Source organism: Asaia siamensis, assembly GCF_014635085.1.
GTDB lineage: Bacteria > Pseudomonadota > Alphaproteobacteria > Acetobacterales > Acetobacteraceae > Asaia > Asaia siamensis.
In genome coordinates this window covers 686,128-709,162 of record NZ_BMCH01000001.1, presented here as the reverse complement: position 1 = coordinate 709,162, position 23,035 = coordinate 686,128, and the positions used below count along the sequence as shown (strand labels likewise).

General features: G+C 60.0%; 19 protein-coding genes. 6 read left to right on the top strand and 13 right to left on the bottom strand.

All coding sequences use genetic code 11. The features are described 5' to 3' along the window. The first annotated feature begins 122 nt into the window (after window positions 1-122). A complete protein-coding gene (locus IEV53_RS03000; RefSeq protein ID WP_229719500.1) occupies window positions 123-3,077 on the top strand; it encodes a TonB-dependent receptor domain-containing protein in 2,955 nt (984 codons plus the stop codon). Window positions 3,078-3,613: 536 nt separating this feature from the next. Here the strand turns inward: IEV53_RS03000 and uraH are convergent. Genes uraH through IEV53_RS02960 form a run of 8 tightly spaced genes read right to left on the bottom strand, consistent with a single transcriptional unit; the run spans window position 3,614 to window position 10,547 of the window. Then, window positions 3,614-3,946, bottom strand: coding sequence for a hydroxyisourate hydrolase (gene uraH / locus IEV53_RS02995; RefSeq protein WP_188425261.1), 333 nt, complete (start codon window positions 3,944-3,946; stop codon window positions 3,614-3,616). Continuing rightward, entirely contained in the window at window positions 3,943-4,437 is a 495-nt protein-coding gene (uraD, locus tag IEV53_RS02990) for a 2-oxo-4-hydroxy-4-carboxy-5-ureidoimidazoline decarboxylase (protein WP_188425260.1), read from the bottom strand. The genes uraH and uraD overlap by 4 nt, the downstream gene beginning before the upstream one ends. Beyond that, entirely contained in the window at window positions 4,434-5,330 is an 897-nt protein-coding gene (gene puuE, locus IEV53_RS02985) for an allantoinase PuuE (protein ID WP_188425259.1), read from the bottom strand. The genes uraD and puuE overlap by 4 nt, the downstream gene beginning before the upstream one ends. A 20-nt stretch (window positions 5,331-5,350) precedes the next feature. Beyond that, window positions 5,351-6,928, bottom strand: coding sequence for a gamma-glutamyltransferase family protein (locus IEV53_RS02980; RefSeq protein ID WP_188425258.1), 1,578 nt, complete (start codon window positions 6,926-6,928; stop codon window positions 5,351-5,353). Beyond that, window positions 6,928-8,253, bottom strand: coding sequence for an AtzE family amidohydrolase (locus tag IEV53_RS02975; protein ID WP_188425257.1), 1,326 nt, complete (start codon window positions 8,251-8,253; stop codon window positions 6,928-6,930). Before IEV53_RS02975 ends, IEV53_RS02980 begins: the two co-directional genes overlap by 1 nt. Then, window positions 8,250-8,423 (bottom strand): AtzG-like protein, encoded by a 174-nt coding sequence (locus tag IEV53_RS02970; RefSeq protein ID WP_188425256.1) that lies wholly within the window; start codon window positions 8,421-8,423, stop codon window positions 8,250-8,252. The genes IEV53_RS02975 and IEV53_RS02970 overlap by 4 nt, the downstream gene beginning before the upstream one ends. Beyond that, the gene (locus IEV53_RS02965) at window positions 8,420-9,862 is read right to left on the bottom strand and encodes an NAD(P)-binding domain-containing protein (RefSeq protein ID WP_188425255.1); all 1,443 of its coding nucleotides are present in this window, start codon (window positions 9,860-9,862) and stop codon (window positions 8,420-8,422) included. Before IEV53_RS02965 ends, IEV53_RS02970 begins: the two co-directional genes overlap by 4 nt. Window position 9,863: 1 nt before the next feature. After that, a complete protein-coding gene (locus IEV53_RS02960; RefSeq protein ID WP_188425254.1) occupies window positions 9,864-10,547 on the bottom strand; it encodes an HAD family acid phosphatase in 684 nt (227 codons plus the stop codon). A gap of 373 nt (window positions 10,548-10,920) precedes the next feature. Here IEV53_RS02960 and IEV53_RS02955 point away from each other — a divergent pair, with 373 nt between their 5' ends. Both IEV53_RS02955 and IEV53_RS02950 read left to right on the top strand, forming a co-directional pair. Next, window positions 10,921-11,523: a TetR/AcrR family transcriptional regulator gene (locus tag IEV53_RS02955; protein WP_188425253.1), complete on the top strand. Its 603-nt coding sequence runs from the start codon at window positions 10,921-10,923 to the stop codon at window positions 11,521-11,523. Window positions 11,524-11,812: 289 nt separating this feature from the next. Then, on the top strand, window positions 11,813-13,096 hold the full coding sequence (locus IEV53_RS02950; RefSeq protein WP_229719499.1) for a M20 family metallo-hydrolase: 1,284 nt from the start codon (window positions 11,813-11,815) through the stop codon (window positions 13,094-13,096). Here IEV53_RS02950 and IEV53_RS02945 read toward each other — a convergent pair. Continuing rightward, entirely contained in the window at window positions 13,085-14,236 is a 1,152-nt protein-coding gene (locus tag IEV53_RS02945; protein ID WP_188425252.1) for an MFS transporter, read from the bottom strand. The two genes, IEV53_RS02950 and IEV53_RS02945, sit on opposite strands and share 12 nt — an antisense overlap. Window positions 14,237-14,347: 111 nt before the next feature. On the opposite strand from IEV53_RS02945, the gene IEV53_RS02940 reads away from it, so the two are divergent. Further along, complete coding sequence (locus tag IEV53_RS02940; RefSeq protein WP_188425251.1) at window positions 14,348-15,667, top strand: aspartate aminotransferase family protein; 1,320 nt, start codon at window positions 14,348-14,350, stop codon at window positions 15,665-15,667. 236 nt (window positions 15,668-15,903) lie between these two features. Here the strand turns inward: IEV53_RS02940 and IEV53_RS02935 are convergent, their stop codons facing one another. Genes IEV53_RS02935 through IEV53_RS02920 form a run of 4 tightly spaced genes read right to left on the bottom strand, consistent with a single transcriptional unit; the run spans window position 15,904 to window position 21,278 of the window. Then, window positions 15,904-16,662: a CDP-diacylglycerol diphosphatase gene (locus IEV53_RS02935; protein ID WP_188425250.1), complete on the bottom strand. Its 759-nt coding sequence runs from the start codon at window positions 16,660-16,662 to the stop codon at window positions 15,904-15,906. Continuing rightward, on the bottom strand, window positions 16,656-18,206 hold the full coding sequence (locus IEV53_RS02930) for a Ppx/GppA phosphatase family protein (RefSeq protein WP_188425249.1): 1,551 nt from the start codon (window positions 18,204-18,206) through the stop codon (window positions 16,656-16,658). The genes IEV53_RS02935 and IEV53_RS02930 overlap by 7 nt, the downstream gene beginning before the upstream one ends. After that, window positions 18,163-20,487: an RNA degradosome polyphosphate kinase gene (locus IEV53_RS02925; RefSeq protein WP_188425248.1), complete on the bottom strand. Its 2,325-nt coding sequence runs from the start codon at window positions 20,485-20,487 to the stop codon at window positions 18,163-18,165. The genes IEV53_RS02930 and IEV53_RS02925 overlap by 44 nt, the downstream gene beginning before the upstream one ends. 56 nt (window positions 20,488-20,543) lie before the next feature. Next, window positions 20,544-21,278, bottom strand: a complete 735-nt coding sequence (locus IEV53_RS02920) for an HdaA/DnaA family protein (RefSeq protein ID WP_229719497.1) — start codon at window positions 21,276-21,278, stop codon at window positions 20,544-20,546. Window positions 21,279-21,374: 96 nt separating this feature from the next. Between IEV53_RS02920 and purM the strand changes: the two genes are divergently transcribed. Beyond that, window positions 21,375-22,430 carry a phosphoribosylformylglycinamidine cyclo-ligase gene (gene purM, locus IEV53_RS02915; RefSeq protein ID WP_188425247.1) on the top strand — a complete coding sequence of 352 codons (1,056 nt, stop codon included), beginning with the start codon at window positions 21,375-21,377 and terminating at the stop codon, window positions 22,428-22,430. Further along, window positions 22,427-23,008 carry a phosphoribosylglycinamide formyltransferase gene (gene purN / locus IEV53_RS02910; protein ID WP_188425417.1) on the top strand — a complete coding sequence of 194 codons (582 nt, stop codon included), beginning with the start codon at window positions 22,427-22,429 and terminating at the stop codon, window positions 23,006-23,008. The genes purM and purN overlap by 4 nt, the downstream gene beginning before the upstream one ends. The last annotated feature ends 27 nt before the right edge of the window (window positions 23,009-23,035 follow it).

Below are 23,035 nucleotides of genomic sequence, written 5' to 3'. Positions count from 1 at the left end.
CAAATCAGCAACATCCTGACGTATTCGCGCGCAATGGAACGTCACAAAACGATAACGCTCTTGCAATGATATGACAGAAACCGCAGCCTCGTGACACAGAGTCATTCCGAGGGTTAATTTTCATGAAAACCGTCAAAATACGAGGACGAGCGCGTCTTTTTCTGGGTGCCGTGATTTTCCTCTCGCCTGCAGCGACCATGACGAGCGGCCATGCGCAGACCGCCTCAGCCAGCACGCATCACCGTAAGGCGGTCAAATCGACCACCAGGCACAAGACCACTGTTACCAAGGGCACGACGAGTGGCCCGATCGCTGGCGCACAGACCGCCCCTGTCGCTACGACAATGCCAAGCCGCTCGCAGACGACGCTCCGCGATGTTTCGGCATCCAATAGCCTCTCCCTCGGCATGAGCGGCAAAGCTGAAGAGGTGGTCGTTGTCGGCTCGGCTCTCAGCACGGCAAACAACACCAGCGCCAACCCGGTGCAGATCGTTACAGCCAAACAGATCCAGCAGACCGGTGCGACCACGCTGTCCGATTTCTTTCAGCGTCTGCCGTCTGTAGGTTCCTCCAGCCAGCAGAATACCGACACCAATGGTGGCGGCGGCGTCAGTTGCACCGATCTGCGTAATCTCGGCACCAACCGCGTTCTCGTCCTGATCGATGGCAAGCGTGCCGCGCTGAACAGCTCCAGCAACTGCTTCGACATGAACTCGATCCCTGTGCAGCAGGTTGCGAGCGTCGAAATTCTCAAGGATGGCGGCTCTGAGCTTTATGGTGCCGACGCTGTTTCAGGCGTTATCAACATCAAGCTGCGGCATGATCTGGATACCGGCAACATCACTGTCCGCGGTGGTATCACGGGCCATGGCGATGCACCGCAAGGAATCATCTCGGGCTTCAAGGGCTGGAACTTCGATCACAGCAAGGGCAATATCAGCCTGTTCGGCCAGTATATGACGCAGGGCGGGGTCCGTCAGCGCAACCGATCCTGGTCGCGCAATGTGCAGATCGGCGACGATGCCGATCCGTCAAACAACCGCTTCGGCTCAAGCTACTCGCCCTACGGCTCCTTTTACGGACTGGATTCCGGGGCTGCCTATCGCAGTGACAATCAGGGTAATCTGGTAGCCGGCACAAAGCGCTTCAACTTCGCTCATGACAGCTTCCTGACAAACCAGCTGCAGGACTCGTCCCTGAGTGGCGATGCCCATTACGATTTCAACGACCATTTCACCCTGTATTCGAATGTTCTGTATTCGCACAATACAAGCATGACCCAGATGGCGGCCGAGCCGGTTGCAGGGGCGGTTCCACAGAACGGTCCCTATCCGACTGCGATCACGATCCCGGCCGATTATCCGGGCAACACAGCAGGCGAAGATCTGCAGATGCTGCGGCGTATGACAGAGTGGGGCCCGCGTGAAACGCAGACGGCCAGCGATACGCTTACAGCCAAGGTCGGTGCACAGGGCCGTATTTACGCAGGTTGGAAATATGATCTGTCCTATACCTACGGCGCCAACATGTACAAATACCAGCAGAGCAACATGGGTAGCTATCCTGCTCTGCTGAACACCTATGGCCTGCAGCCCACCGCATTCGGCGATCCAAATTCAGGCATGATCTACAACCCCAGTGTCTGTAACGCCGCTGCGGGATGTGTGCTGTCCAGCCCGTTTGCCAGCCTCTCGCCTGCGGCAGCCCGCTATTCCAATCTCAACACTACCAGCAACGGCCACTCCCAGCTGCGCGACCTGAACCTGCGGATTCACAATGATCATGTCGCGACCATGCCATGGGCTCATGGTGGCGATCTGGGCATCGCACTTGGTATGGAGCATCGCGGCGAGCAGCTGACCTATGTGCCTGATCCAGCGCTGCAGTCAGGTGTCGCGCTGACGAACCCTCAGGGCGTGACCTCGGGTGGCTTCAACGTCACGGAAGGCTATCTTGAAGGTAAGGCGACGCTGCTGCGCGATACGTTCCTCGCCAAGGATCTGAACATCGACGCTCAGGGGCGCTATTCGTCCTATAATACCTTTGGCAGTGTCGAAAACTGGAAAGCCTCCATCAACTGGGCTCCGACACGCGATATCCGCTTCCGCGGCACAATCGGCACATCGTTCCGCCAGCCCTCGGTCTATGAACTGTTCGGCGCCCAGTCTCTCGGCTATGCCACAGCGCTCGATCCTTGCGCTGGTGCCTCAAGCCCGACGATTGTCGCCAACTGCATGAAGGCTGGCATCGCCAATCCGGGCAGCTTCCAGCAGCAGGGCTCGGGCCAGGTCGCGACTGTTTCGGGCGGCAATGCCAAACTGCAGCCGGAGGCCGGTCGAACCTACACATTCGGTACCGTCCTGACACCGCGCTGGATTCCTGGCCTCTCCACCTCGGTGGAATTCTGGCACTACAATGTCAGCTCATCGGTCGGAACACTCGCCACCAACTACATCCTCAACAACTGCTACAACGGTACCAATCCAGGGCTTTGCAGTCTCGTCAACCGCTCTGCCAATGGACAGATCTCGCAGGTCTCGGCCGTCTTGCAGAACCTGGGTACGACAAACACGAGCGGCATCGACTGGGACTTTGATTACCGTATCCGCCTGACGCGCATAGATACGCTGACGATCAGCAACAGCCTGCAGAACCTCGTCAATTACTCGCAGCAACTCGTTCCGGGCGGTCAGTACTACCACTACACGAACGCCATCTACTATCCGGGTGGTACGTCGAACCCGCGCTGGCGCGACTACGCTACCGTCTCGTGGCAGCATGGGCCGTTCTCCATCACCTATATGGCGAACTACACAGGCGGCGTTCACTGGAATGACAGCTCGTCCTTCATGCAGCTTTCCGATGGCTATGGTCGGGTAAAGACCCCTGCCATGGTTCAGCAGGACATCGCGCTCGGCTACCATGTTGAAAGCTGGAATTTTACTGGCGGCGTCAACAATATCGCCAACAAGAACCCGCCCTTCTTCGCCGATGGCGGCACCAACACCGATACCTCGACCTATAGCTCCTTCGTTCCAGGCCGGAACTTCTGGCTTCAGATCAGCAAGGATTTCTGATCTCTTGCTACTGGTTAAGAAACAGGGGGCGCATTCCGCCCCCTTTTTTTATGCACAGCCAGTTCCCCGCCCTGGCTCCGTCCCCATTCGTCCAAGACTGGAAAACTATTCACCTACGCCCGAGAGGCTGATCGCCAGCAACAACCATTGGTGGCCAGACCAAGACATGACCCGTGGGAAACGGGTTGTTCAAGAAACCATGATAGGCCACGTCTCGAGAGCCAGCGTGTCCGATACGCAATCCCCTTCGCGAGCCGTAACAGATCGTGCTGACCGGGGGATCCTTAAGGGTATGATCCTAATACGGTGCCTGCCATCGTAAGAAACGCCGTGACAAAAAGAGGGAATCAATCCGCCTGATGAACGGCCCCATTGATGATGGCAGATCGGACCGTCAGACGATCGTGATTGACGCACTCTCCCGACAATTGCGTCGCGCGACATCAGGAACACCGCAAAAAAAGGAAAAAAAGGTCACGACCCCTTCTTCCCCTTTTTCACGCCTGATGCCGCTACCGCTTGAAGGCCGTCAGTTCTCAGCTTCCGCGGTAGGTCGAGTAGCCGAAGGGCGAGACCAGGAGCGGCACGTGATAATGACCCGCGCCTGTCATGCCGAAATCGATCTGCACCTCGTCCAGAAAAGGAGGTTCCGGCAAAATATGCCCATGCGCCCTGAAATATGCAGCTACGGCAAAGCGCAGCACATAAGCGCCTGCGGTGACACCAATGGCCTTCAATTCGGCGCAACGTCCATCGCTATCCGTCACACCGGAAAAGAGAACGCGGTCGTCATGCAGCAATGTCACACGCATTCCTGCAGCGGGACGGCCGCTTGCCGTATCGAGAACATGAGTTGAGAGTGTGGTCATGATCCTGTCTTGTCCTTCAGGCGCAACAAGGCAATCTGATCGATCTGGTCGAGCGCCTCGGCCAGCTCTGCCTCGGGCGTCTGCTGGAGACGCCGTTCTATTTCCTGCCGTATCCGCTCCTTCGTGGCCCGACGCACGCAAATGACGAAGGGCATGTCGAAACGTGCCTGATAGGCATCATTCAATGCCCGGAACGAGATGAACTCAGCCTCGGTCAGCCGGTCGAGCCCGGCCCCTTCCTGCTCGGAAGCAGAAAGCGCTCCAAGATCAGGATCGACACCGAATTTTCTGGCAAGCTCGGGATGTGCCTTTACCAGGGCTTTCTGCCCGTCAGACGGCGCCTCACGCACGATACGCGACGTCGCTTCGATGAAAGCCTGCGCGCTGTCGAAGGGCGCCTGCGGCCAGGCGGCATCGACGATCCAGGGGCTGTACTCATAGAGATCGCCGAATCGCGCGACGAAATTCTCGCGGTTCTCTGCGCCGATCATGCCGGGTGCTGCTCCAGCCAGTGACGCGCTATATCGAGGCGCGTTGCGACCCACACATTGTCATGTGCTCGCACATGATCCAGAAAGCGCTTCAGCGCCAGGGCACGCGCCGGACGCCCTGCCAGACGGCAATGCAGACCAACGGACATCATGCGCCCCCCTTCCTGATAGAGCATATCGAAGCTGTCACGCAGATAACGGAAGAACTGCTCGCCCTCGGTAAAACCGTTGAGAGCCACAAGCTTCATGTCGTTCACATCGAGCGTATAGGGCACGATGAGCTGTGCCTTGCCGTAGCGGCGATCATAGTAAGGCAGATCGTCCGCGTAGGAATCGGCGTCATAAACAAAGCCCCCCTCCTGCGCGACGATCCTGGCCGTGTTGGGGCTGGTGCGGCCCTGATACCAGCCAAGGGGAGCTGACCCCGTGACTTCCTTGTGCAGCCTGATCGCCTCGCGGATATGCTTGCGCTCCTCAGCTTCAGGAATATCCTGATAGTCGATCCAGCGCAGTCCGTGAGAGGCGATCTCCCAGCCTGCCGCCTGCATGGCCGCCACGGCATCCGGGTTACGCGAGAGCGCCATGGCGACACCGAAAACGGTCAGGGGCAGACCGGCTTCGGTAAAAAGACGATGCAGGCGCCAGAAACCAGCGCGCGAGCCATATTCGTATAGGCTCTCCATCTGCATGCATCGCGCACCCGAAATCGACCGAGTGCCAACCATCTCCGAGAGAAAAGCCTCAGACCCGTTATCGCCATGCAGAATGTTATTCTCGGCGCCTTCTTCGTAATTCAGCACGAACTGCACGGCGATACGCGCCTTGTCGGGCCAGTTCGCCTCGGGAGGATGGGCGCCATAGCCCAGAAGATCGCGTGGATAAGCCTCTCTCATGCCTTTGTCCCTTCTGTGGCTTACAGCGCCGCCACGCCGCCGTCGCTACGCGGGTCGGTAGCGCCTTCGAGCGTTCCGTCCTCGTAGCGCCGAATGGCACCCGCATGACCCATTGCCGTGGCAAAAGGCGTCAGACTCTCGACGTCGTGACCAAGATCGCGCAGACCGTCGAGCAATTCCGGGGCGAAACGCGTTTCCATCTTGAGCGTGGTCGTTGTTTCACCCCAGGTGCGACCCAACAGCCAGCGCGGCGCGGTAATCGCCTCCTGCAGGCTCAATCCGGCAATGACATTGCGCGCCACAATGGCCGCCTGTGTCTGGGGCTGCCCCTCGCCGCCCATTGTGCCGTAGGACAGAAGGCTTCCGTCACTGAGCGCCGCCATGGCGGGGTTGAGCGTATGAAAAGGCTTGCGACCGGGAACGAGGCTGCGCAGGCGACCGGGCCTGAGATCGAAACTCGCCCCGCGATTCTGCCAGACAAGCCCGCTCTCGGGCAGCACAATCCCGGACCCGAATTCGAAATAGAGGCTCTGGATCATGCTGACCGACCAGCCCTCAGCATCCATCACACCAAACCAGGTCGTATCGCCCTGCTCGACCGGATGTGGCCAGGGTGCCGCGCGATCCAGATCGATTCCGGCCGCCATGGCATCAAGGGCGGCGCTGTCTGACAGCAGAGCCTGAGGCGACGTCTCCATGATCGCCGGATCGGCGATCTTCTGATCACGCCAGATGAAGGCAGCCTTGGTGGCTTCGACCCAGCGATGGATGTCCTCGACCGTATCCGCCCCCTTCACCCCAAGCCTCTCTGCAAGGGCCAGAATCAGGAGGGACGCCGCCCCCTGCGTGGGTGGGTTGACGTTGAAGAACCGTCCGTGATGAAGCTGCGTCTCGAGCGGTGCTGAAACTACAGCTTCATGATGGTTCAGATCGTCGAGCCCGACAGGTGAACCGCAGGCGGCAAGCTCTGCTGCAATCAGATCGGCGAGTTTACCGTGATAGAAATCGCCCAGCCCTGCTGTGGCGAGACGCTTGAGTGTCCGCGCCAGTGCCGGGTTGCGATGGATGCTCCCCGCTATCGGCATATCACCGGAGGGGAGAAACAACGCACTGAAATTGGGCATGTAGCTCAGCACATCGAGATGCGCCGCCATGAGCCCGGCCATGCTTTCTGTCACCACCATACCATGCTCGGCATGGTCGATGGCATCGGCTAGAAGTGTGGTGAGTGGCAGGCTGCCACCTGCATAGGCAAGCGCCTGACTCCATCCGGCAACAGTCCCCGCCACTGTATTGGCAGCCAGGCCGCCGCGCCAGGGCACGGCATCAAGGCCGCTATAGAGTTCGGGGGTCGCGTTCTGGGCCAGTCTGCCACAGGCATCAATCGCCAGCATGGCCCCGTCAGGCCTGCGGATAATCCAGAACCCGTCTCCACCCAGCCCCGTCATATGCGGATAGACAACCGAGAGAGTCGCCGCGACGGCTACGGCTGCCTCGACGGCATTACCGCCCTGTCTGAGAATATCCCTTCCCGCCTGAGCGGCAAGATGATGCGGGGCGGTCACCATTCCCTTGCGGGAGCGCGCACTGAAAAGCATCAATCCTCCAGAATTCGCGCACGGGCCAGCCCCGATAGCTCAAGAGCTTCGCCGAAAGCGATCAGCCGGTCTTCACGTCCCGGCGGCGCGATGATCTGCGCGCCGAGCGGCAGCCCCTCAACCGCGAGCGGCACAGTGAGAACCGGAAACCCAGCCAGTGTGAGAGGCTGGGTGTAGAGACCCAGATTGGCGCGTGCCGGAACCGCCTTGCCACCGATCATGAGCACCGGCGCCTCGATGCGCGGTGCCTCACCGACGACGGCAGGCGCGATCAGAAGATCCGTTGCTTCGAAGGCCTCATGCATCCGGTCACGAAACCAGCGACGCAGCTTATGCGCCCTGAACGCAACCGGCGCCGGAACAAGCGCCCCGGCGAGAAGGCGATCGCGCACCGCAGGATCATAAAGCGCCGCCTGACGACGCAACCGGTCGAGGTGCAGCCCGCCGCCTTCCGAAGCGCTGATGACAAAAGCAGCCGCACGGGCCGCGGCGACCTCGGGAAGCTGTATTTCACGCCCGACATTCAAAGCACGACACAACCCGGCAAGCGCCGCTTCCATTTCTGGCGATACATCGGTGGCAAACCATCCGCCTAGCCGCGCCAGACGCAGCCCGTCCGTGTCGACCCGGGCGAGTGTTTGGCCTGTCAGCGCGTCCATCATAAGGCGCATATCGCCAGCGCTGGCTGTAAAGGGTCCAACCGTGTCGAGACTGGCCACGAAAGGAAAGGACCCTTCGGTCGGCAGTAGGTTCTGTGTCGCGCGCAATCCCCATACACCACAGAGCGACGCGGGAACACGGATGGAACCATTCGTGTCCGACCCAAGGGAGAGCGGAAAATATCCGGCAGCGACACCGGCAGCCGACCCACCCGAAGACCCCCCTGCCAGGCGGGTTGTATCGTGCGGGTTGTGAGTCAGACCGTAATGCGCATTATCCGTTGCAAAACCGTAAGCGAATTCATCCATATTGGTGGTGGCGAGCGGGATCGCACCGGCCGCAACCAGACGGCGTACAAGCAGTGCATCCTGAGTGGCTGGAGGCTCATCGGCCAGCACATGTGAGCCCGCTGTCGTGACAAGCCCCTCGACATCGAACAGGTCCTTGATGCCGAACGGCACACCAGCCAGAGGCCCGGGATCACCCCCGCTGGCCACGATCGCATCGATATGGCGTGCCTGGTCGATCGCCCGCTCGGCAAGCAGACGCGTGACCGCATTGAGAGCCCCGTCACGCGCGATCACCCGGTCGAGACAGAACGTGATGACGGAAACCGCGGAGCGTTCTCCGGCTCTGACCGCCCGCGCGAGTTCCGTCGCTCTCATGGATGATACTCGTAGGCTGGTTCAAGCCGCTCAGGCAGATCGACGGCGTTTACCAGCGCCTCATACTGCCCGATAAGCGCCAGATTACGCATGATCTCGGAACGATATTCTTCTGGAACGGTCAGGTCGAGCGCAGCGGCGCGCGCCACGAGTTGCTCTTCAGCCGTCATGCCTGCTCCTCACCCTGTCGACCGAGGCTGACCAGTTCTTCAGTGTCGTAAGAGAGCAGGCTCTCAAGATGCTTTTCGCCATCCTGAACGAAGAGATCGCAGGCAATCGCCCGGGCAAGCCTGTCGACGCCGTAGCGCATGCCGCTGATCGAAGCGCCCGAAAGCCCCATGCTCGGCGTCGCGGCGAAGGTGAAATTATAGATCGCACCCAGCATCGCGGCGTCAGGATGCGCCGCATCACGAGGCAGGAACTGACTTTGCGGGCTGAGATAGGGGTAGGAATCGAGCACAGCGCTCTCTTCTCCCGCCGGGGCGGTAAAACGATCACCCCAGAGCGCGATATTGGACGCGAAGGAGGCTGTCTCGGGGCGCTTGCTGAAATCGATCACAAAACCCGTACCGATGATCAGAAAGTCGAATGTCTTTTCACCACGGGGCGTTTTCACGATCACGGTTTCTCCATCGCAACGGGCATCGAGCCAGGGCGTGTCGCCATGAAAGCTGAAGCCGTCATGACGGCTGCACCGCCAGAACGTATCCTGCGGCGGAGGCTGGTTGAGATCGAAGATACGACGCATGAAACGCCAGCGCGTCAGATCCGGGAGCGACGGAAAATGGCCGAGGAACCCGGCATTTTCCATCCAGCGATACGGGTTGATGCGCGGCAGGGTCTTGCGGCGGATACAGACAGCAACCGATTGCGCCCCGGCTTCGAGCGCCGTCGCGGCATTGTCGAACGCAGACGCCCCGCCGCCCAGCACGCCGACCCGCTTGCCACGCAGGGCTTCGAAGTCGATTTCCTGATGCGTATGGGCATAAAGATGGGCTGGTACCGACTCACGAATGAATTCGGGCACATGCCACGATCCGCTGCCCTCGATACCGGTCGCAAGCACGATGCGACGCGCCCAGACCTTGCTGGTTTCGCCATCCTGCGACCGGAAGGTGAGATGCAGCAACCCGTCCTGCCACACGACATCGACGAGTTCACGATCATGCTGCACTGGCAAGGCAAGGGTCTCGCTATACCAGTCGAGATAGGCCTGCCAGTCGCGTCGGTCGATCTTGTCGAGCGAGGCCCAGGCAGCTTCTCCGTAGCGCGCCTCAAACCATGAGCGTGGTGTCAGAGATGGAATACCCAGATCGGGCCCGGTCACATGCTTGGGCGTACGCAAGGTAATCATCCGGGCGAACGTTACCCATGGACCTGCTTTGCCATGCTTGGCCCGCTCAAACACGCGCACATTATGCACACCAATACGACGCAGGGCGAAGCTTGTCGCCAGACCGCCCTGACCACCACCAATCACTGCGACATCAAGAACCGGCTCGCCATGATGCGTCAGAACTGACGAAACCCACGGCCCTGAGGCATAGGCGATTTTCTCGAGATCCTCATGAACCTGTCTGGTGAGGGCTTTGAGCGCGTCATTCTGCATGTCAGGGGACCCGATAGAAGGGATTGGGAAGAAGGAAACCGCGTTCGGCATAGCCACCGGCAAGATCCGATGGCTGGTCACCGATATTGGCGATGATGTGATAGCCGTCCTGCTCGATTTTCTGGCGAGCTGCGCTCTTGTAGTCCGACGCTGAAGCCGTGTGGCTTCCATCGGTACGCAGAACCAGACCAGCCCAGTTGTGATAGCCGGACGCCTCGAGATTTTGGGCCGTCTCGGTGCGCTCATGCTCGTAACGACCGGTCACGAAAAACACCGCAACGTCATGCTGCTGCGCCATCCCATAAAGGGCGAGCATGGCAGGAAACGCTTCGGCCTTTGCCGTCTGCTCCCATGCCTCGACACCACAAGGCCCCTTGGGCAGCGTGTCGCATCGCCCCTCACGAAAATAGGCAAACTGGTTGGCAGCTATTTCAGGCCAGTTCGACAGAGACGTCTCGTCGATATCGAGAACAACGGCGGGTCTGCTGACATGCACGGCGCGCAAGCGCACCCATTCCGACGCCTCCTGGATCACCGAAGCAAAATCGCGCTCATAGGCGCCACTATCATGATAGGCTTTTGCGGCAATGGCGGCATCGCCCACATTGACCGGCACGGCCTGCGCAGTGACGGGGCCCAGAGCCGGAGCGCAAAGCATAGCGGCAATAAGCGCGCCCCTACCCACGGAACGCCATCGCCCAAACGCGGACCGGCATGGTTGAACTGTCGCACAACTCACGTGATGACCAACTCCTGCATACGATCTCTTACGGTCTGACCCTCATCTTTGCTTTCCGAAGCGACGAGCGCAACCTCGCTCTTCGCCACCGCTTGAAAGCACTCTTTTATGGTATACCAATCCGGTACGGTATTGGAATCTCGTTTGTTAAGTGAAACAGATCCCCGTCTAGACGTCCAGCCCCGGGAACAGGTTTGATCGCAGATACGTGTAATGTCGCTTCGATCAAAATTTAACGAATAGCTTTGCAACTACTTGAAAAAACCACAATTACAAACTATCCGAAAGCGATAGGTTTCATCGAAATCAGGAGTTCGTTTTGGGCGTCCCGCGCGAAATAGCAGTCGTCACCATATTGGATGCCGCCCGGAAAATCTTTTCTGAACATGGCTTTACTGGAGCCAGCATTGCCGCTGTTGCCCGAGAAGCAGGCATACCCAAAGCCAATATCCACTATTATTTTTCTACCAAGGAAATACTTTACCAAGAAGTATTGCACCGCACCGTGCAGGAATGGCTTGGCGATTGCGAGACATGGCTCCGGCCCGAATCATCGGCTGATACGGCGCTGCGTGGCTATGTCATGTCGAAGCTCGCCTTTTCCCGCATCAATCCGCATGCGTCACGACTTTTCGCGCATGAAATCCTTGGGGGGGCGCGCTATCTGGGCGATTATCTCTCGACCACGCTGCGCGACGCGATCCATCCCTTCAAGGAAACTTTCGAGACATGGATGGCCCGTGGAGAAATTCCCAAGGGTGATCCGACCCATTTCCTGTTTTGTCTGTGGGCCATGACCCAATGGTATGCCGACATGCAGCCGCAGGTGACGGCATTGCTCGAAAAAGAGACGCTCGAGGAAAGCGATTTCCAGGTCGCAGCCGAGACCATTCTGTCTCTCGTCCTGCGCAAGACTGCCTGAGAAAACACGACTCTGGCCCGCTTCCTTTGAGCCTTGAATGCGGCCTTATCAACCGGCGTCTTTATGGGTGAGGAAAGGCGGGTTTTCGGGGCGCCTTGACCACCACCGGTCGCGACATCACGCTCACGCGTTCGTAGCGCCCCTCGAAGCCTCTCCCCGGTTGTCCGTCTCCCTCGGTCAGTTATGCTCCTCGAGACAAACGCCTGTTTCACGCGCAGAGCCGGCGCTGTAGCCTGTGAGGCACGATACGCAGCAGAATGCGACCAGAGGATCGAGGAAGGATCACGACATGACGGATCAGAACCATACCCTCATGGGCAACAGCGCCATCGATTCAGACGCTCTTTGGCATGACATCATGGAGACGGCGCAGTTTGGCGCGACCGAGAAAGGCGGACTCTGTCGCCTCGCCCTGAGTGCCGAAGATCGGCAAGTGCGAAACTGGTTTACACAGACAGCCGAAGCACTCGGGGCTACAGTCACGTCAGACGACATGGGCAACCAGTTTGCGCGTTTCGAGGGCACCGAGCCGGGCCTCGCCCCTATCGCAATCGGCAGTCATCTCGATACGCAGCCCACAGGTGGCAAATACGATGGCATTATCGGCGTGCTGGGTGGCATTGCTGTTCTGCGTACGTTGAAGGAAAGCGGGCGTCGCCTTCGCCACCCTGTCGAGATCGTCAACTGGACCAATGAGGAGGGGGCACGGTTCGCGCCTGCCATGCTGAGTTCTGGCGTTTTCGCGAAGATCTTCACACCTGATTTTGCGAAAAGTCGCGTCGATGCGCAAGGCAAACGCTTTGACACCGCACTCGCCTCGATCGAGGCTGCAGGCGACGAACCCTGCGGCGAACATCCTCTCGCCGCCTATCTTGAACTGCATATCGAGCAAGGCCCTGTGCTTGAAGCAGAGCACTGCACGATCGGTGTCGTGACCGGTGTGCAGGGCATGCGCTGGTATGAGGTGACGGTCACGGGTCGCGATTCCCATGCTGGCACGACACCGATGACCATGCGGGCCGATGCACTCCAGGCGGCCTCACGCCTCATGGCCAGCGTACAGGAGATCGCACTCAATCGCCCGCCCCACGCTGTCGGGACGGTTGGCATGGTGACGGTCAAGCCAAACAGCCGCAACACCATTCCCGGAGAGGTCATCTTCAGCGTCGATCTGCGTGACCCGAATGATGATGTCGTCATTGCCATGGAAAACAGTTTCCGCGATCGCGCCGGGGCGCTGTCGCGCGAATACGGGGTCAGCATCGGTATTCGCGAAATATGGGACTCGCCGGCCGTGCATTTTGACCAGCGCCTGATCGACGCTGTTTCCTTCGCAGCCCGCGCTCAACATCTGCCGTCACGCGAGATCACCTCGGGCGCAGGCCATGACGCGGCCTATCTCGCCCGCATCGTCCCGACGACCATGATCTTCGTCCCCTGCGCTGGCGGCATAAGCCATAATGAAAGTGAATCTGCCACGCGCGAGGATATTGCTGCCGGGGCCAATGTTCTGCTGCAGACCTTGTTCATTGCAGACAGGCAACTCGACCCCGGCTCGCCGTCAGGCAGCTGATTTGCGCCGGTAAAACAACACGATCAGGAAGGCGACCAGCGCCACGGCGGTGCCACTGACCGACACCGCCCCGTAGCCGAGACCGTGTGAGAGCACCGCGCCACCCAGCCAGGCACCAAGTGCATTACCGAGGTTGAACGCGCCGATATTGACCGAGGATGCGAGGGCTGGCGCCTCATGCGCTGCCTGCATCGTGCGCATCTGGAGCGCAGGCATGATGGCGAAAGACGCCGCGCTCCAGACCAGGATACCGGCTATTGCGCCAAGGGAAGAGGCTGCAAGCATCGGGTAAACGAGCATGATCCCCCCGAGAACCGGCAGCATGGTCAGAAGGGCAAAGCGCGTCGAGCGATCGGCAAGCCGCCCGCCGAGCGCAGCACCGATGCTGAATCCTACCCCGATGGTCATCAGTGCCAGCGTGACGAGCGCGTCGCTGGCATGGGTGATGCTGTGCAGGAATGGCGCAATATAGGTGTAAAGTACGAACATGATCCCGGCGCCGAGTGTCGTGACTGTAAGAGCAAGCAGCACTTCCCCGCCCAGCAGGACACGCAATTCACCCAGGATATCGGGCTTGGGCGAACGCCCTCTTGGTGGAAGCGCGATGGAAAGCGCCAGAACGGCCAGCGCGCCGAGCAGGGCTGTCACGAGAAAGGCGCTGCGCCAGCCCATCGTGTCCCCAAGCCAGGTGGCAGCAGGCACACCAAAGATATTGGCGATGGTCAGCCCCAGAAACATGGACGCAACCGCTGAGGCCCGCTTCTCGGGCGCGACGACACTCGAAGCTTCGACTGCGCCAAGACCGAAAAACGCACCGTGAGACAGGCTTGTGACAACCCGCCAGAACATGAGCAGCGCATAGCTGTGGCTCAGCCCGGCACCGAGATTGCCGATGATATAAAGCCCCATGAGCCCTATCAGCGCTGCCTTTCGCGACATGGCCCCCAGAAGCAATGTCATGATCGGCGCGCCGATCATGACGCCAAACGCATAGGCGCTGACGAGCCCCCCGGCCTTGGGCACACTGACATGCAGATCCTGCGCGATAACGGGCAGCAGACCCATCGGCGTGAACTCGGTCGTGCCAATCGCGAAAGCGCCAACAGCGAGCGAGAATAATGCAATACGCGGCGATGCCATCGTGCCTCCAGAATATTTAAAGCTCACGCAACTTCTTCTTACTTTTCAGATCGTGCCGGTCATGCCACGACTTTACCGAGTGACCTCGCAACAGGAGCCGGAAAGAAGGCCATGAATTCCCATAACGCCGACAGCAATCTCGACGCCCTCTGGCTTCCTTTTACGGCCAATCGCCAGTTTCGCGACTCACCCCGCATGCTCGTTTCTGCAAAAGGCATGTATTATCGTGACGATAAAGGGCGTGAAGTGCTCGATGGTTGCGCCGGGCTCTGGTGCGTCAATGCCGGTCATGGTCAGCCACGCATCGTCGAGGCCGTGCAGAAAGCCGTCGCAACGCTCGATTTCGCTCCGGCTTTCCAGATGGGTCATCCCCTCGCCTTCCAGGCGGCCGATCGTATTGCCCGCCTCGCCCCGAATCCTCTGAACCATGTGTTCTTCTGCAATTCCGGTTCGGAAGCTGGTGATACCGCGCTCAAGATCGCCATTGCCTATCACCGTCTGCGGGGCGAAGGCACCCGCACCCGGCTGATTGGCCGCGAGCGTGCCTATCATGGTGTCGGGTTTGGCGGCATTTCTGTTGGTGGCATCTCTGGCAACCGCAAGCTCTACGGCTCGCTTCTGACCGGTGTCGATCACCTTCCCCATACGCTCGACCTCCGTCGCAACGCGTTTTCGCGCGGTCTGCCCGAGCATGGGGCCGAGCTGGCAGATGATCTGGAGCGGATCGTGGCGCTACATGACGCCTCGAATATTGCTGCCGTCATTGTGGAGCCAATGGCCGGATCGACCGGCGTTCTGCCCGCACCCAAAGGCTATCTCAAACGCCTGCGCGAGATCTGCACGAAGCATGGCATCGTGCTGATTTTCGATGAGGTGATCACAGGCTTCGGTCGTCTTGGCGCTTCTTTTGCCGCAGAAAAATATGGTGTCGTGCCTGACATCATGACCGTCGCCAAAGGGATCACCAACGGCACCATTCCGATGGGCGCCAACATCGTATCTGACGAGATTTTCAACGCCTTCATGCAGGGGCCGCTTGAAGCGATCGACCTGCCCCATGGCTACACCTATTCGGCCCATCCGATTGCCTGCGCTGCCGCTATTGCCACCCTCGATACCTATGCCGAAGAGCGTCTCTTTGAGCGTGCCGCAGCGCTTTCGCCTTATTTCGAGGAAGCGGCCCACTCGCTGCGCGACGCGCCGCATGTCGTCGATATCCGTAATGAAGGTCTCGTTGCCGGTATCGAACTGGCCCCTCGCAACGCCAAGACCACGCGCGCTTTCGAGGTATTCGAGCGCGCCTTCCATGAAGGGCTTCTGCTGCGTTACACGGGCGATATTCTTGCCATTTCACCGCCACTGATCATTGAGAAGAATGAGATCGACCGGATCTTCGAGACCATCGGCCGCATTCTCAAGACCATCGACTGACACGTCATCCCCCTCCCGCAAGCGGCATAGCCTTGCGGGAGGGGGGCACAAAACTTTAGCGACAGCGCTCAAACTGGGGGTTACCGCGTCAATTGGCGAGGCCGCTCCTCAAAGAAAGATGGCGCTACCGTCGCGCCTTCGCTGACAGCGCCCAGGAAATCGGCTTGTCACTTCAGGCACTGATCTGAAGGAAAAACCTCCGCTCTCGATCAGCCTCCTGTCGGAAGCCTCACCGATCAGCGCGTTTTCGAGGCGGGGGCCTTCATCACAGCGAGACAGGCGTGATCCTGCAATTCCTCGCCTGAAGCGCGATCGCTGCCCTGCGCCACATCATCGAGCAGGACATAGCCGGAACGCAGAGGCGCCACCACGAGCGTATGGTCACCCATCTCTGTCTCCGGATGCCGGAGAGATGCCGCCAGAACGAGAAACGGCGAGGCATCAAGGGAGGTCAGATAACGTGCCCGATAACGGTGACCATCGAGCGTGTCCGGCAATACCGCCCAGTCGGAGCCAATGCGCGACGCGTCACGGTCCAGCGTCGCCCGTATTTCTGGCGCAAGGCAATCCAGATGGATATGCAACTGGTTCTGCGAACGCCCTCTGGCCGAGTTGATTGCCAGGGAAAGCATCGTTTCGGGAACCGGCGTTCCGTAGGAGGCACCAACCCGATCGCGATACGACCATGCTTCGGCAAAGTAATTGGGCTGGTTGGCCTGCAGCAGGGCTGCACTCTCCATTCCGGCCACCTTGTCAGTCGGGATCAGAAGATACTGACCACGCCCTTCGATGGAATGCAGAAGCGCTATATGGCGCGACTCATCATAGACGGCGCAGGGTGCCGTGCCCTGCGCGCATTTCTGATGCACGATCTTCCAGAGCGCATCAGGATCATGATCCTTGTGCACCACGGTGGCAGCCGAGGCGTGAGACACACCCGCAACCAGAACCCCGCCCAGAATTGCGAGAGGCGACAGAAGTCGGGCGATCAGCATGTGCGTGTCTGTGCCGTCAGGGTCATGCTCTGGGCGAGGCGATCCAGTCTGCGCTTCACACCGCCACCAGCTGCAAAACTGCTTTGTGAATCATGGCTCAGCCAGAGCGTACCGTCTTCAATGGCGAGCGACGTGTTCTTGAGGAGAGCTGCCGTGCCACCGCAAATCGTATAGGCAAGACGCAGCGCGAAGCCGAGCTGGATGGCGCGATCGCAATCATCGGGTGCGAGCAAACGACGCGAAACCTCCATCAAAGGATCGGCCGGGTCGGCCTCATAGCGTACGGCCAGGGTCATGGCGACAAAAGCACGTGCCTGATGATCGAAGCCGACACCGTGCATACGCATCACGCGCAGATAGGTCTGGGCCGCCCGATATTCGGGGTGATCGAAAGACCCGATATCGGACATGCGGCAGGCCATGTCGCGCAGGGACGTTTCGGAGGGCGTCTCATGCTGGAAGAGCGGCGCGGTCCAGCGTACCAGATCGCCCGGAAGCTCCATGCTGCGGCTGAGACGCTGTGACGCCTCATCGGCCAGCGCGCGGCAGGGATCGAGCGAGGCCACAGCCTGACCCACCTTGCGCATATACCACCCCTCGCGGAGCCCATCGACGCTGAAAATGATCTGCGATGGCTGCACGATACGCATCAGGCGACGCAGAACGGTGGCCGAAAAAGGCACATCATCTAGTCGCTTGCGCGGAAAGCCCGGCAATTTCTCCAGCGTCTTGCGCGGCGTATCGATGAGCCATGTCACCATCTCACGGGCCTCATCGGCACCAAGTGTGTAGAGATGGACGATATTAAGCGGGTAATGCGTGCGCGCAATCTGCAATCGCGCCAGAGCGCGGAACGCTCCGCCGACGAGATAGAGCGGCTTGCCCTTGAGCGCAGGCAGCCAGTCCACATCGTCGAGATCAGCTTCCACTACTTCACGCGCCCGCTTGAGATCCCCTCCTGAACGATCGGAAAGGCGAATCACGCCGAGCGGCTTGGTACAGGCCTCATGATGGCGACCATTGGCTACGCGGATCAGTTCAAGCGACCCGCCGCCGATATCGGCCACAACACCATCGGCATCAGGCAGACCACAGAGCACACCCGTCGCAGCATAATCGGCCTCTTCCTCACCCGACAGGATGCGGATCGGCACGTCAGGCATGCATTCGTGCAGGGTCTCGACAAATTCATGACCATTGCTGGCATCACGCACTGCGGCCGTGGCCAGCACCTCGAAAGGATGGGCGTCCATGGCGCGGGCAATGGCGTTGAACCGACTCATGACGTCACGCGACAGGCGCAGACCATCCTCATTGAGCCGTCCCGTCTGCTCCAGACCGCGCCCCAGACGCAAGGTCGCCTTCTCGTTGAAGATCGGGACAGGGTTGCGGGTGACACCTTCGAACACAACCAGTCGAACCGAATTCGACCCGAGATCGACGATGGCTGCGCGATGATGGCCTTGGGGCGCGTCAGAACCGGTCACTCTACCCTCTTTCTCAATCTTCGCGGATGCGCTCGGGCCGTTCGCGTCGGCCCGCATCCTTGTCCAGCGGTTTTTCCCTCGCCGCCGACCCACGGCCGGAAAGCGAAGGGTTGTGCATGAAATACTCATGCGCCGAGAACGGATTAGCGCCCGGAGACACGCGGTGCCAATCCCCTCGTGAGGAAAGCACCCAGCTTTGAAGCGTATCGCGCAGGTCCATTGTCATGATCTGGCCCAGTATCTGCGCATGAACCGTCGGATTGAAGATCGGCACCATGGCCTCGACACGACGGTCCATGTTCCGCCCCATCCAGTCTGCCGAGGAAATGAACACCTTTGCCTTGTGCGAGGGCATGCGATGCCCGTTGCCGAAGGCGAAAATGCGCGCATGCTCCAGAAACCGCCCTACGATCGAACGGATCTCGATATTCTCTGAAAGGCCGGGCACGCCCGGACGCAGGCAGCAGATACCACGTACGATGGCCACCACCTTCACGCCTGCCCGCGAGGCGCGATAAAGCGCATCGATCAGTGACGGATCGACAAGGCTGTTCATCTTCAGCCAGATCTTGGCGGGACGACCTGCCTTGGCGTGGTCGATTTCGCCATCGATCAGATCCATCAGCGTATCACGCAGCGTGATCGGAGCGAAAGCGAGCGCTTCCATGTCCACAGGCGTGGCGTAGCCGGTCATGTAGTTGAACAGCTTGGCCGAGTCGCCTGCAAGCTGTGGGTCGCAGGTGAAGAAAGAGAGGTCGGTATAGATACGCGCGGTGATGGGATGATAATTGCCCGTGCCGAAATGGGCGTAGGAGCGCAGCCCGCCAGCTTCACGCCGCACCACGAGGCTCAGCTTGGCGTGGGTTTTCAGATGGGTGAAACCGAACACCACCTGGACCCCGGCCGATTCGAGTGAGCGTGCCAGGCGGATATTGGCTTCTTCATCAAAGCGCGCGCGCAACTCGACCATGGCGGTCACGGATTTGCCAAGCTCAGCCGCCTCGATCAGGGCGCGTACGATCGGGCTATCGCGGGACGTACGATAAAGCGTCTGCTTGATGGCCACGACATTGGGGTCGAGCGCGGCCTGCTTGAGGAACTGCACCACCACGTCGAAACTCTCGAAGGGGTGGTGCACCACGATATCCTTGGCGCGGATCGCAGCAAAACAATCGCCGTCATAATCACGAATGCGCTCGGGAAAACGCGGTGTGTAGGGCTTGAACAGCAGATCAGGACGATCAGAGACGATCATCTGCTTGAGATCGACGACACCGATTATGTCGGGCTGGATGACCACGTCATCCTTGGCAACATCGAGCTCTTCAGCGAACTCGCGCCCCATTCCTTCCGGAATGGACGCATCGAGCGCCAGATGGATGCCGACGCCACGGCGGCGCTGCTTGAGCGCGGTCTCATAGGACAGGACAAGGTCTTCGGCCTCATCCTCGAATTCTACATCCGAGTCACGAATGATACGCAGCACCCCGCCCTCGGCGATCTCCATGCCCGGGAAAAGCCGCGTAATATGGAGACGAATCACGTCTTCCAGCAGGACAAAGCGCACATCCGGACGGATATCCGGTTCTTCCTTATGCGGCGCTGGCAGTCGAATGAAGCGATCGATCTGCTGCGGCAGAAGAATAAGCGCGTCCATGGAAAAACCGGGAACGGACGGGTCATTCAGCCTCAGCGCCAGCGCCATTCCCAGATTGGGAATGAAAGGCATGGGATGAGACGGATCGATCGCAAGCGGCGTCAGAACGGGATAGATTTCATCTTCGAATTTGGCGGCAATGCTTTCGCGTTCGGCTTCGGTCAGCTCATCGCGCGTGCACAGGCGAATACCCGCCTGCGCCAGCTCGCCCCGCAACAGACGCCAGATGCGCTGCTGGGCGGCGAAAAGCTTGGCAGCACTGCGTCTGACGCTCGTCAGCTGGCGAGCGGGTGTAAGACCATCAGCCGAAGGGACGACCAGTCCCTCACGCACTTGTCCGACCAGCCCGGCAACACGAACCGAATAGAATTCATCCAGATTACTGGCGCTGATCGACAGAAAGCGCAGTCTCTCAAGTAAAGGATGACGGCTGTTTTCGGCTTCTTCAATGACACGCTGGTTGAAATCGAGCCAGGAGAGTTCACGATTGATGAATCGCGCAGGCGAGGTCACGATCCCCGGATCGGGAATACGCGCCACGGCCCTGGCCGCCCGGGCGGGACTTGAACGCCTGTTTCGGGCAGTTCGGGGTGCCTTGACCGAGGCAGCCTTTGACTCTTTTTCCGAAGACGACGTCACGCGATGCGTTCCCTGTTTCTGACCGTATGAGAAATACAGCATCGGCTCAGGAGAGGCAGTACGTCAAACCCCTTAACCCAATCATCACAAAGACGTCGTCAGCAGAATGTCTCCTCGTCACCCTCATCAAGCAGCCCGGACAGCACCTCTCTGGCAAGAGCCCGGGTCAGCGGACGACCATGAGCCAAACCGGCCTGATCGAGCCTCTCGACAGCCGTCACGATGGCATCGCCCGTGCGGGGCAGATGGCGCAGCAGCCAGTCCAGTATCGGCTTGGACACAATCATCTGCCGCTCGGCAATCAGGCGCAGCAGCAAGGTAAAGCGCAGCGAATCTTCCGGCGACGCAATCGGCACGATTGTGACCGCGCGCAGGCGGCTGGCCAGATCGGGCAGGATGATCGCCTGTCGCATGGGCGAAACACGCGCCGCCATCAACAATGTGATCCGATGTTCGCGCGCCAGATTGAGCAGATGCAGCAAAGCCCGCTCGGACGTCACCCGGTCGATGGCGTCAAGGGCCAGCGCAGCCGGAGGCGCTTCGGCCAACGCGGCAATATCGGCGCGGTCGAGACTGGCGGCATCCAGCACGCGCGCGCCGCGTCGTGCGGCCCAGATATGCAGCAGATGGGTCTTGCCGCAGCTATCGGCCCCGCAGAGAAGAAGGCGCCTGTCAGGCCATCCGGTCTGGTTGAGCCAGAGCCGCGCCTGTGCATTCGACGCGGCCGCGACGAAGTGACGTGCGGCTACGCTCGGCGGCGGACGCAGCGCCAAAGCGAGCTGCCGAGCCGCATTCCCGGGGAACAAACCGTCATTTCGCGCCTCTTTGTCCATCCAATAGCCGTTCCGGTCCTTTCCGAGCCGGGTCGGCTCCAGTAGTAAGGGCGGATAGTAACGCAACCGGCCAGGTTTATCGAGCGAGGCGACAGCATGACCGACCCAATCTCTCCTTCAGCGAGCTATCGCGAGTCCGGTGTCGACATCGAGGCCGGTGACGCGCTGGTCGAGGCGATCAAACCCGCTGCAAAATCGACCGACCGGCCGGGCACCATGGGTGGGCTCGGCGGCTTCGGTGCCTTGTTCGACCTCAAGGCTGCCGGGTTCAGCGACCCTATTCTGGTCAGCTGCACCGATGGCGTCGGCACGAAGCTGATGGTGGCCATCGAAAGCGGCCAGCATGATACGGTCGGCATCGATCTCGTTGCCATGTGCGTCAATGATCTGGTCGTGCAGGGCGCGCAGCCCCTGTTCTTCCTTGACTATCTGGCCACGGGCAAGCTCGCTGTTGAAGATGCTGCCCGCGTCGTGCGTGGCATTGCCCAAGCCTGCTGCGACACCGATTGCGCTCTGGTTGGCGGCGAAACTGCTGAAATGCCCGGCATGTATGGCCCCGGTCATTATGATCTGGCGGGGTTCAGCGTCGGCGCTGCAGAACGCAGCGCCCTTCTTCCCTTGGGCATCGCTGAAGGCGACGCCCTGATTGCCCTGCCCTCATCGGGCGTGCATTCCAATGGCTATTCGCTCGTACGCAGCATCAAGACCATGAGCGGTCTTGAATGGAACAGCGAAGCGCCGTTCGAGCCCGGTAGCACGCTGGCCGAAGCCCTGCTGCGCCCGACGGCTCTCTATGTCCGAACCGTCATGGCCCTGCACAAGGCCGGTCTGCTGCATGGCTGCGCCCATATCACGGGTGGCGGTCTGCCGGGCAATCTGCCTCGCGTGCTGCCCGAAGGGCTGGGTGTGCAGATCGAGGCTGGCAGCTGGCCCGTACCGCCCGTTTTCCGCTGGTTGGCCCAGACCGGCAATGTCGCTCATGACGAGATGCTCAAGGTCTTCAACTGCGGTATCGGTATGGTTCTCGTCACGCCCGAGCCCGACAAGGTTCTGGCACTGCTCGAAGAGCGCGGCGAAAAAGGCTACCGCATCGGTGAAATCATGGCGAATGGCCCGCGCTACGCGCTCGATGGCACGGTCGACTTCTCCTGATGACAAAAACGCCCATCGCCATTCTCATCAGTGGGCGTGGCAGCAACATGAACGCGTTGATCGAGGCCTGTGCGCGACCGGATTATCCGGCGCGCATTGCCCTCGTGCTCAGCAACAACCCCGACGCGCCCGGCCTTGAGACCGCGCGCGCAGCCGGGCTTGAAGCAGTCGCCATCGATCACCGTCTCTTTCCGAAAGATCGCGACGGCCACGAAAAGGCTATCGACAAGGCCCTGCTCGACGCTGGCGTGGAGGTCATCTGCCTCGCAGGATACATGCGCGTGCTAACGCCCTATCTGGTTGGGCGTTGGCAGGGCAGAATGCTGAATATCCACCCGAGCCTTCTCCCGGCCTATCCGGGTCTGGACACGCATGCCCGCGCGCTTGCCGCTGGCGATGCGGAGCATGGATGCACGGTACATCTCGTGACGGATGGGGTCGATGAAGGCCCTGTTCTCGCTCAGGCCCGGGTCAAGGTGCTCGAAGGCGATACCGAGCAGAGCCTGGCTCACCGTGTGCTTGAGCAGGAACACCAGCTTTATCCTGCAGCTCTCGCCGCTTTTCTGGACAGACGATAAAAAAAGCCCGGTCTCTCGCACCGGGCT

Bases quoted from the DNA above. Each gene is read 5' to 3' on its own strand.
- IEV53_RS03000 (WP_229719500.1), top strand. From the start codon at position 123: ATGAAAACCGTCAAAATACGAGGACGAGCGCGTCTTTTTCTGGGTGCC.
- uraH (WP_188425261.1), bottom strand. From the start codon at position 3,946: ATGACCACACTCTCAACTCATGTTCTCGATACGGCAAGCGGCCGTCCC.
- uraD (WP_188425260.1), bottom strand. From the start codon at position 4,437: ATGATCGGCGCAGAGAACCGCGAGAATTTCGTCGCGCGATTCGGCGAT.
- puuE (WP_188425259.1), bottom strand. From the start codon at position 5,330: ATGAGAGAGGCTTATCCACGCGATCTTCTGGGCTATGGCGCCCATCCT.
- IEV53_RS02980 (WP_188425258.1), bottom strand. From the start codon at position 6,928: ATGCTTTTCAGTGCGCGCTCCCGCAAGGGAATGGTGACCGCCCCGCAT.
- IEV53_RS02975 (WP_188425257.1), bottom strand. From the start codon at position 8,253: ATGAGAGCGACGGAACTCGCGCGGGCGGTCAGAGCCGGAGAACGCTCC.
- IEV53_RS02970 (WP_188425256.1), bottom strand. From the start codon at position 8,423: ATGACGGCTGAAGAGCAACTCGTGGCGCGCGCCGCTGCGCTCGACCTG.
- IEV53_RS02965 (WP_188425255.1), bottom strand. From the start codon at position 9,862: ATGCAGAATGACGCGCTCAAAGCCCTCACCAGACAGGTTCATGAGGAT.
- IEV53_RS02950 (WP_229719499.1), top strand. From the start codon at position 11,813: ATGACGGATCAGAACCATACCCTCATGGGCAACAGCGCCATCGATTCA.
- IEV53_RS02945 (WP_188425252.1), bottom strand. From the start codon at position 14,236: ATGGCATCGCCGCGTATTGCATTATTCTCGCTCGCTGTTGGCGCTTTC.
- IEV53_RS02940 (WP_188425251.1), top strand. From the start codon at position 14,348: ATGAATTCCCATAACGCCGACAGCAATCTCGACGCCCTCTGGCTTCCT.
- IEV53_RS02935 (WP_188425250.1), bottom strand. From the start codon at position 16,662: ATGCTGATCGCCCGACTTCTGTCGCCTCTCGCAATTCTGGGCGGGGTT.
- IEV53_RS02930 (WP_188425249.1), bottom strand. From the start codon at position 18,206: ATGCGGGCCGACGCGAACGGCCCGAGCGCATCCGCGAAGATTGAGAAA.
- IEV53_RS02925 (WP_188425248.1), bottom strand. From the start codon at position 20,487: ATGCTGTATTTCTCATACGGTCAGAAACAGGGAACGCATCGCGTGACG.
- IEV53_RS02920 (WP_229719497.1), bottom strand. From the start codon at position 21,278: ATGGACAAAGAGGCGCGAAATGACGGTTTGTTCCCCGGGAATGCGGCT.
- purM (WP_188425247.1), top strand. From the start codon at position 21,375: ATGACCGACCCAATCTCTCCTTCAGCGAGCTATCGCGAGTCCGGTGTC.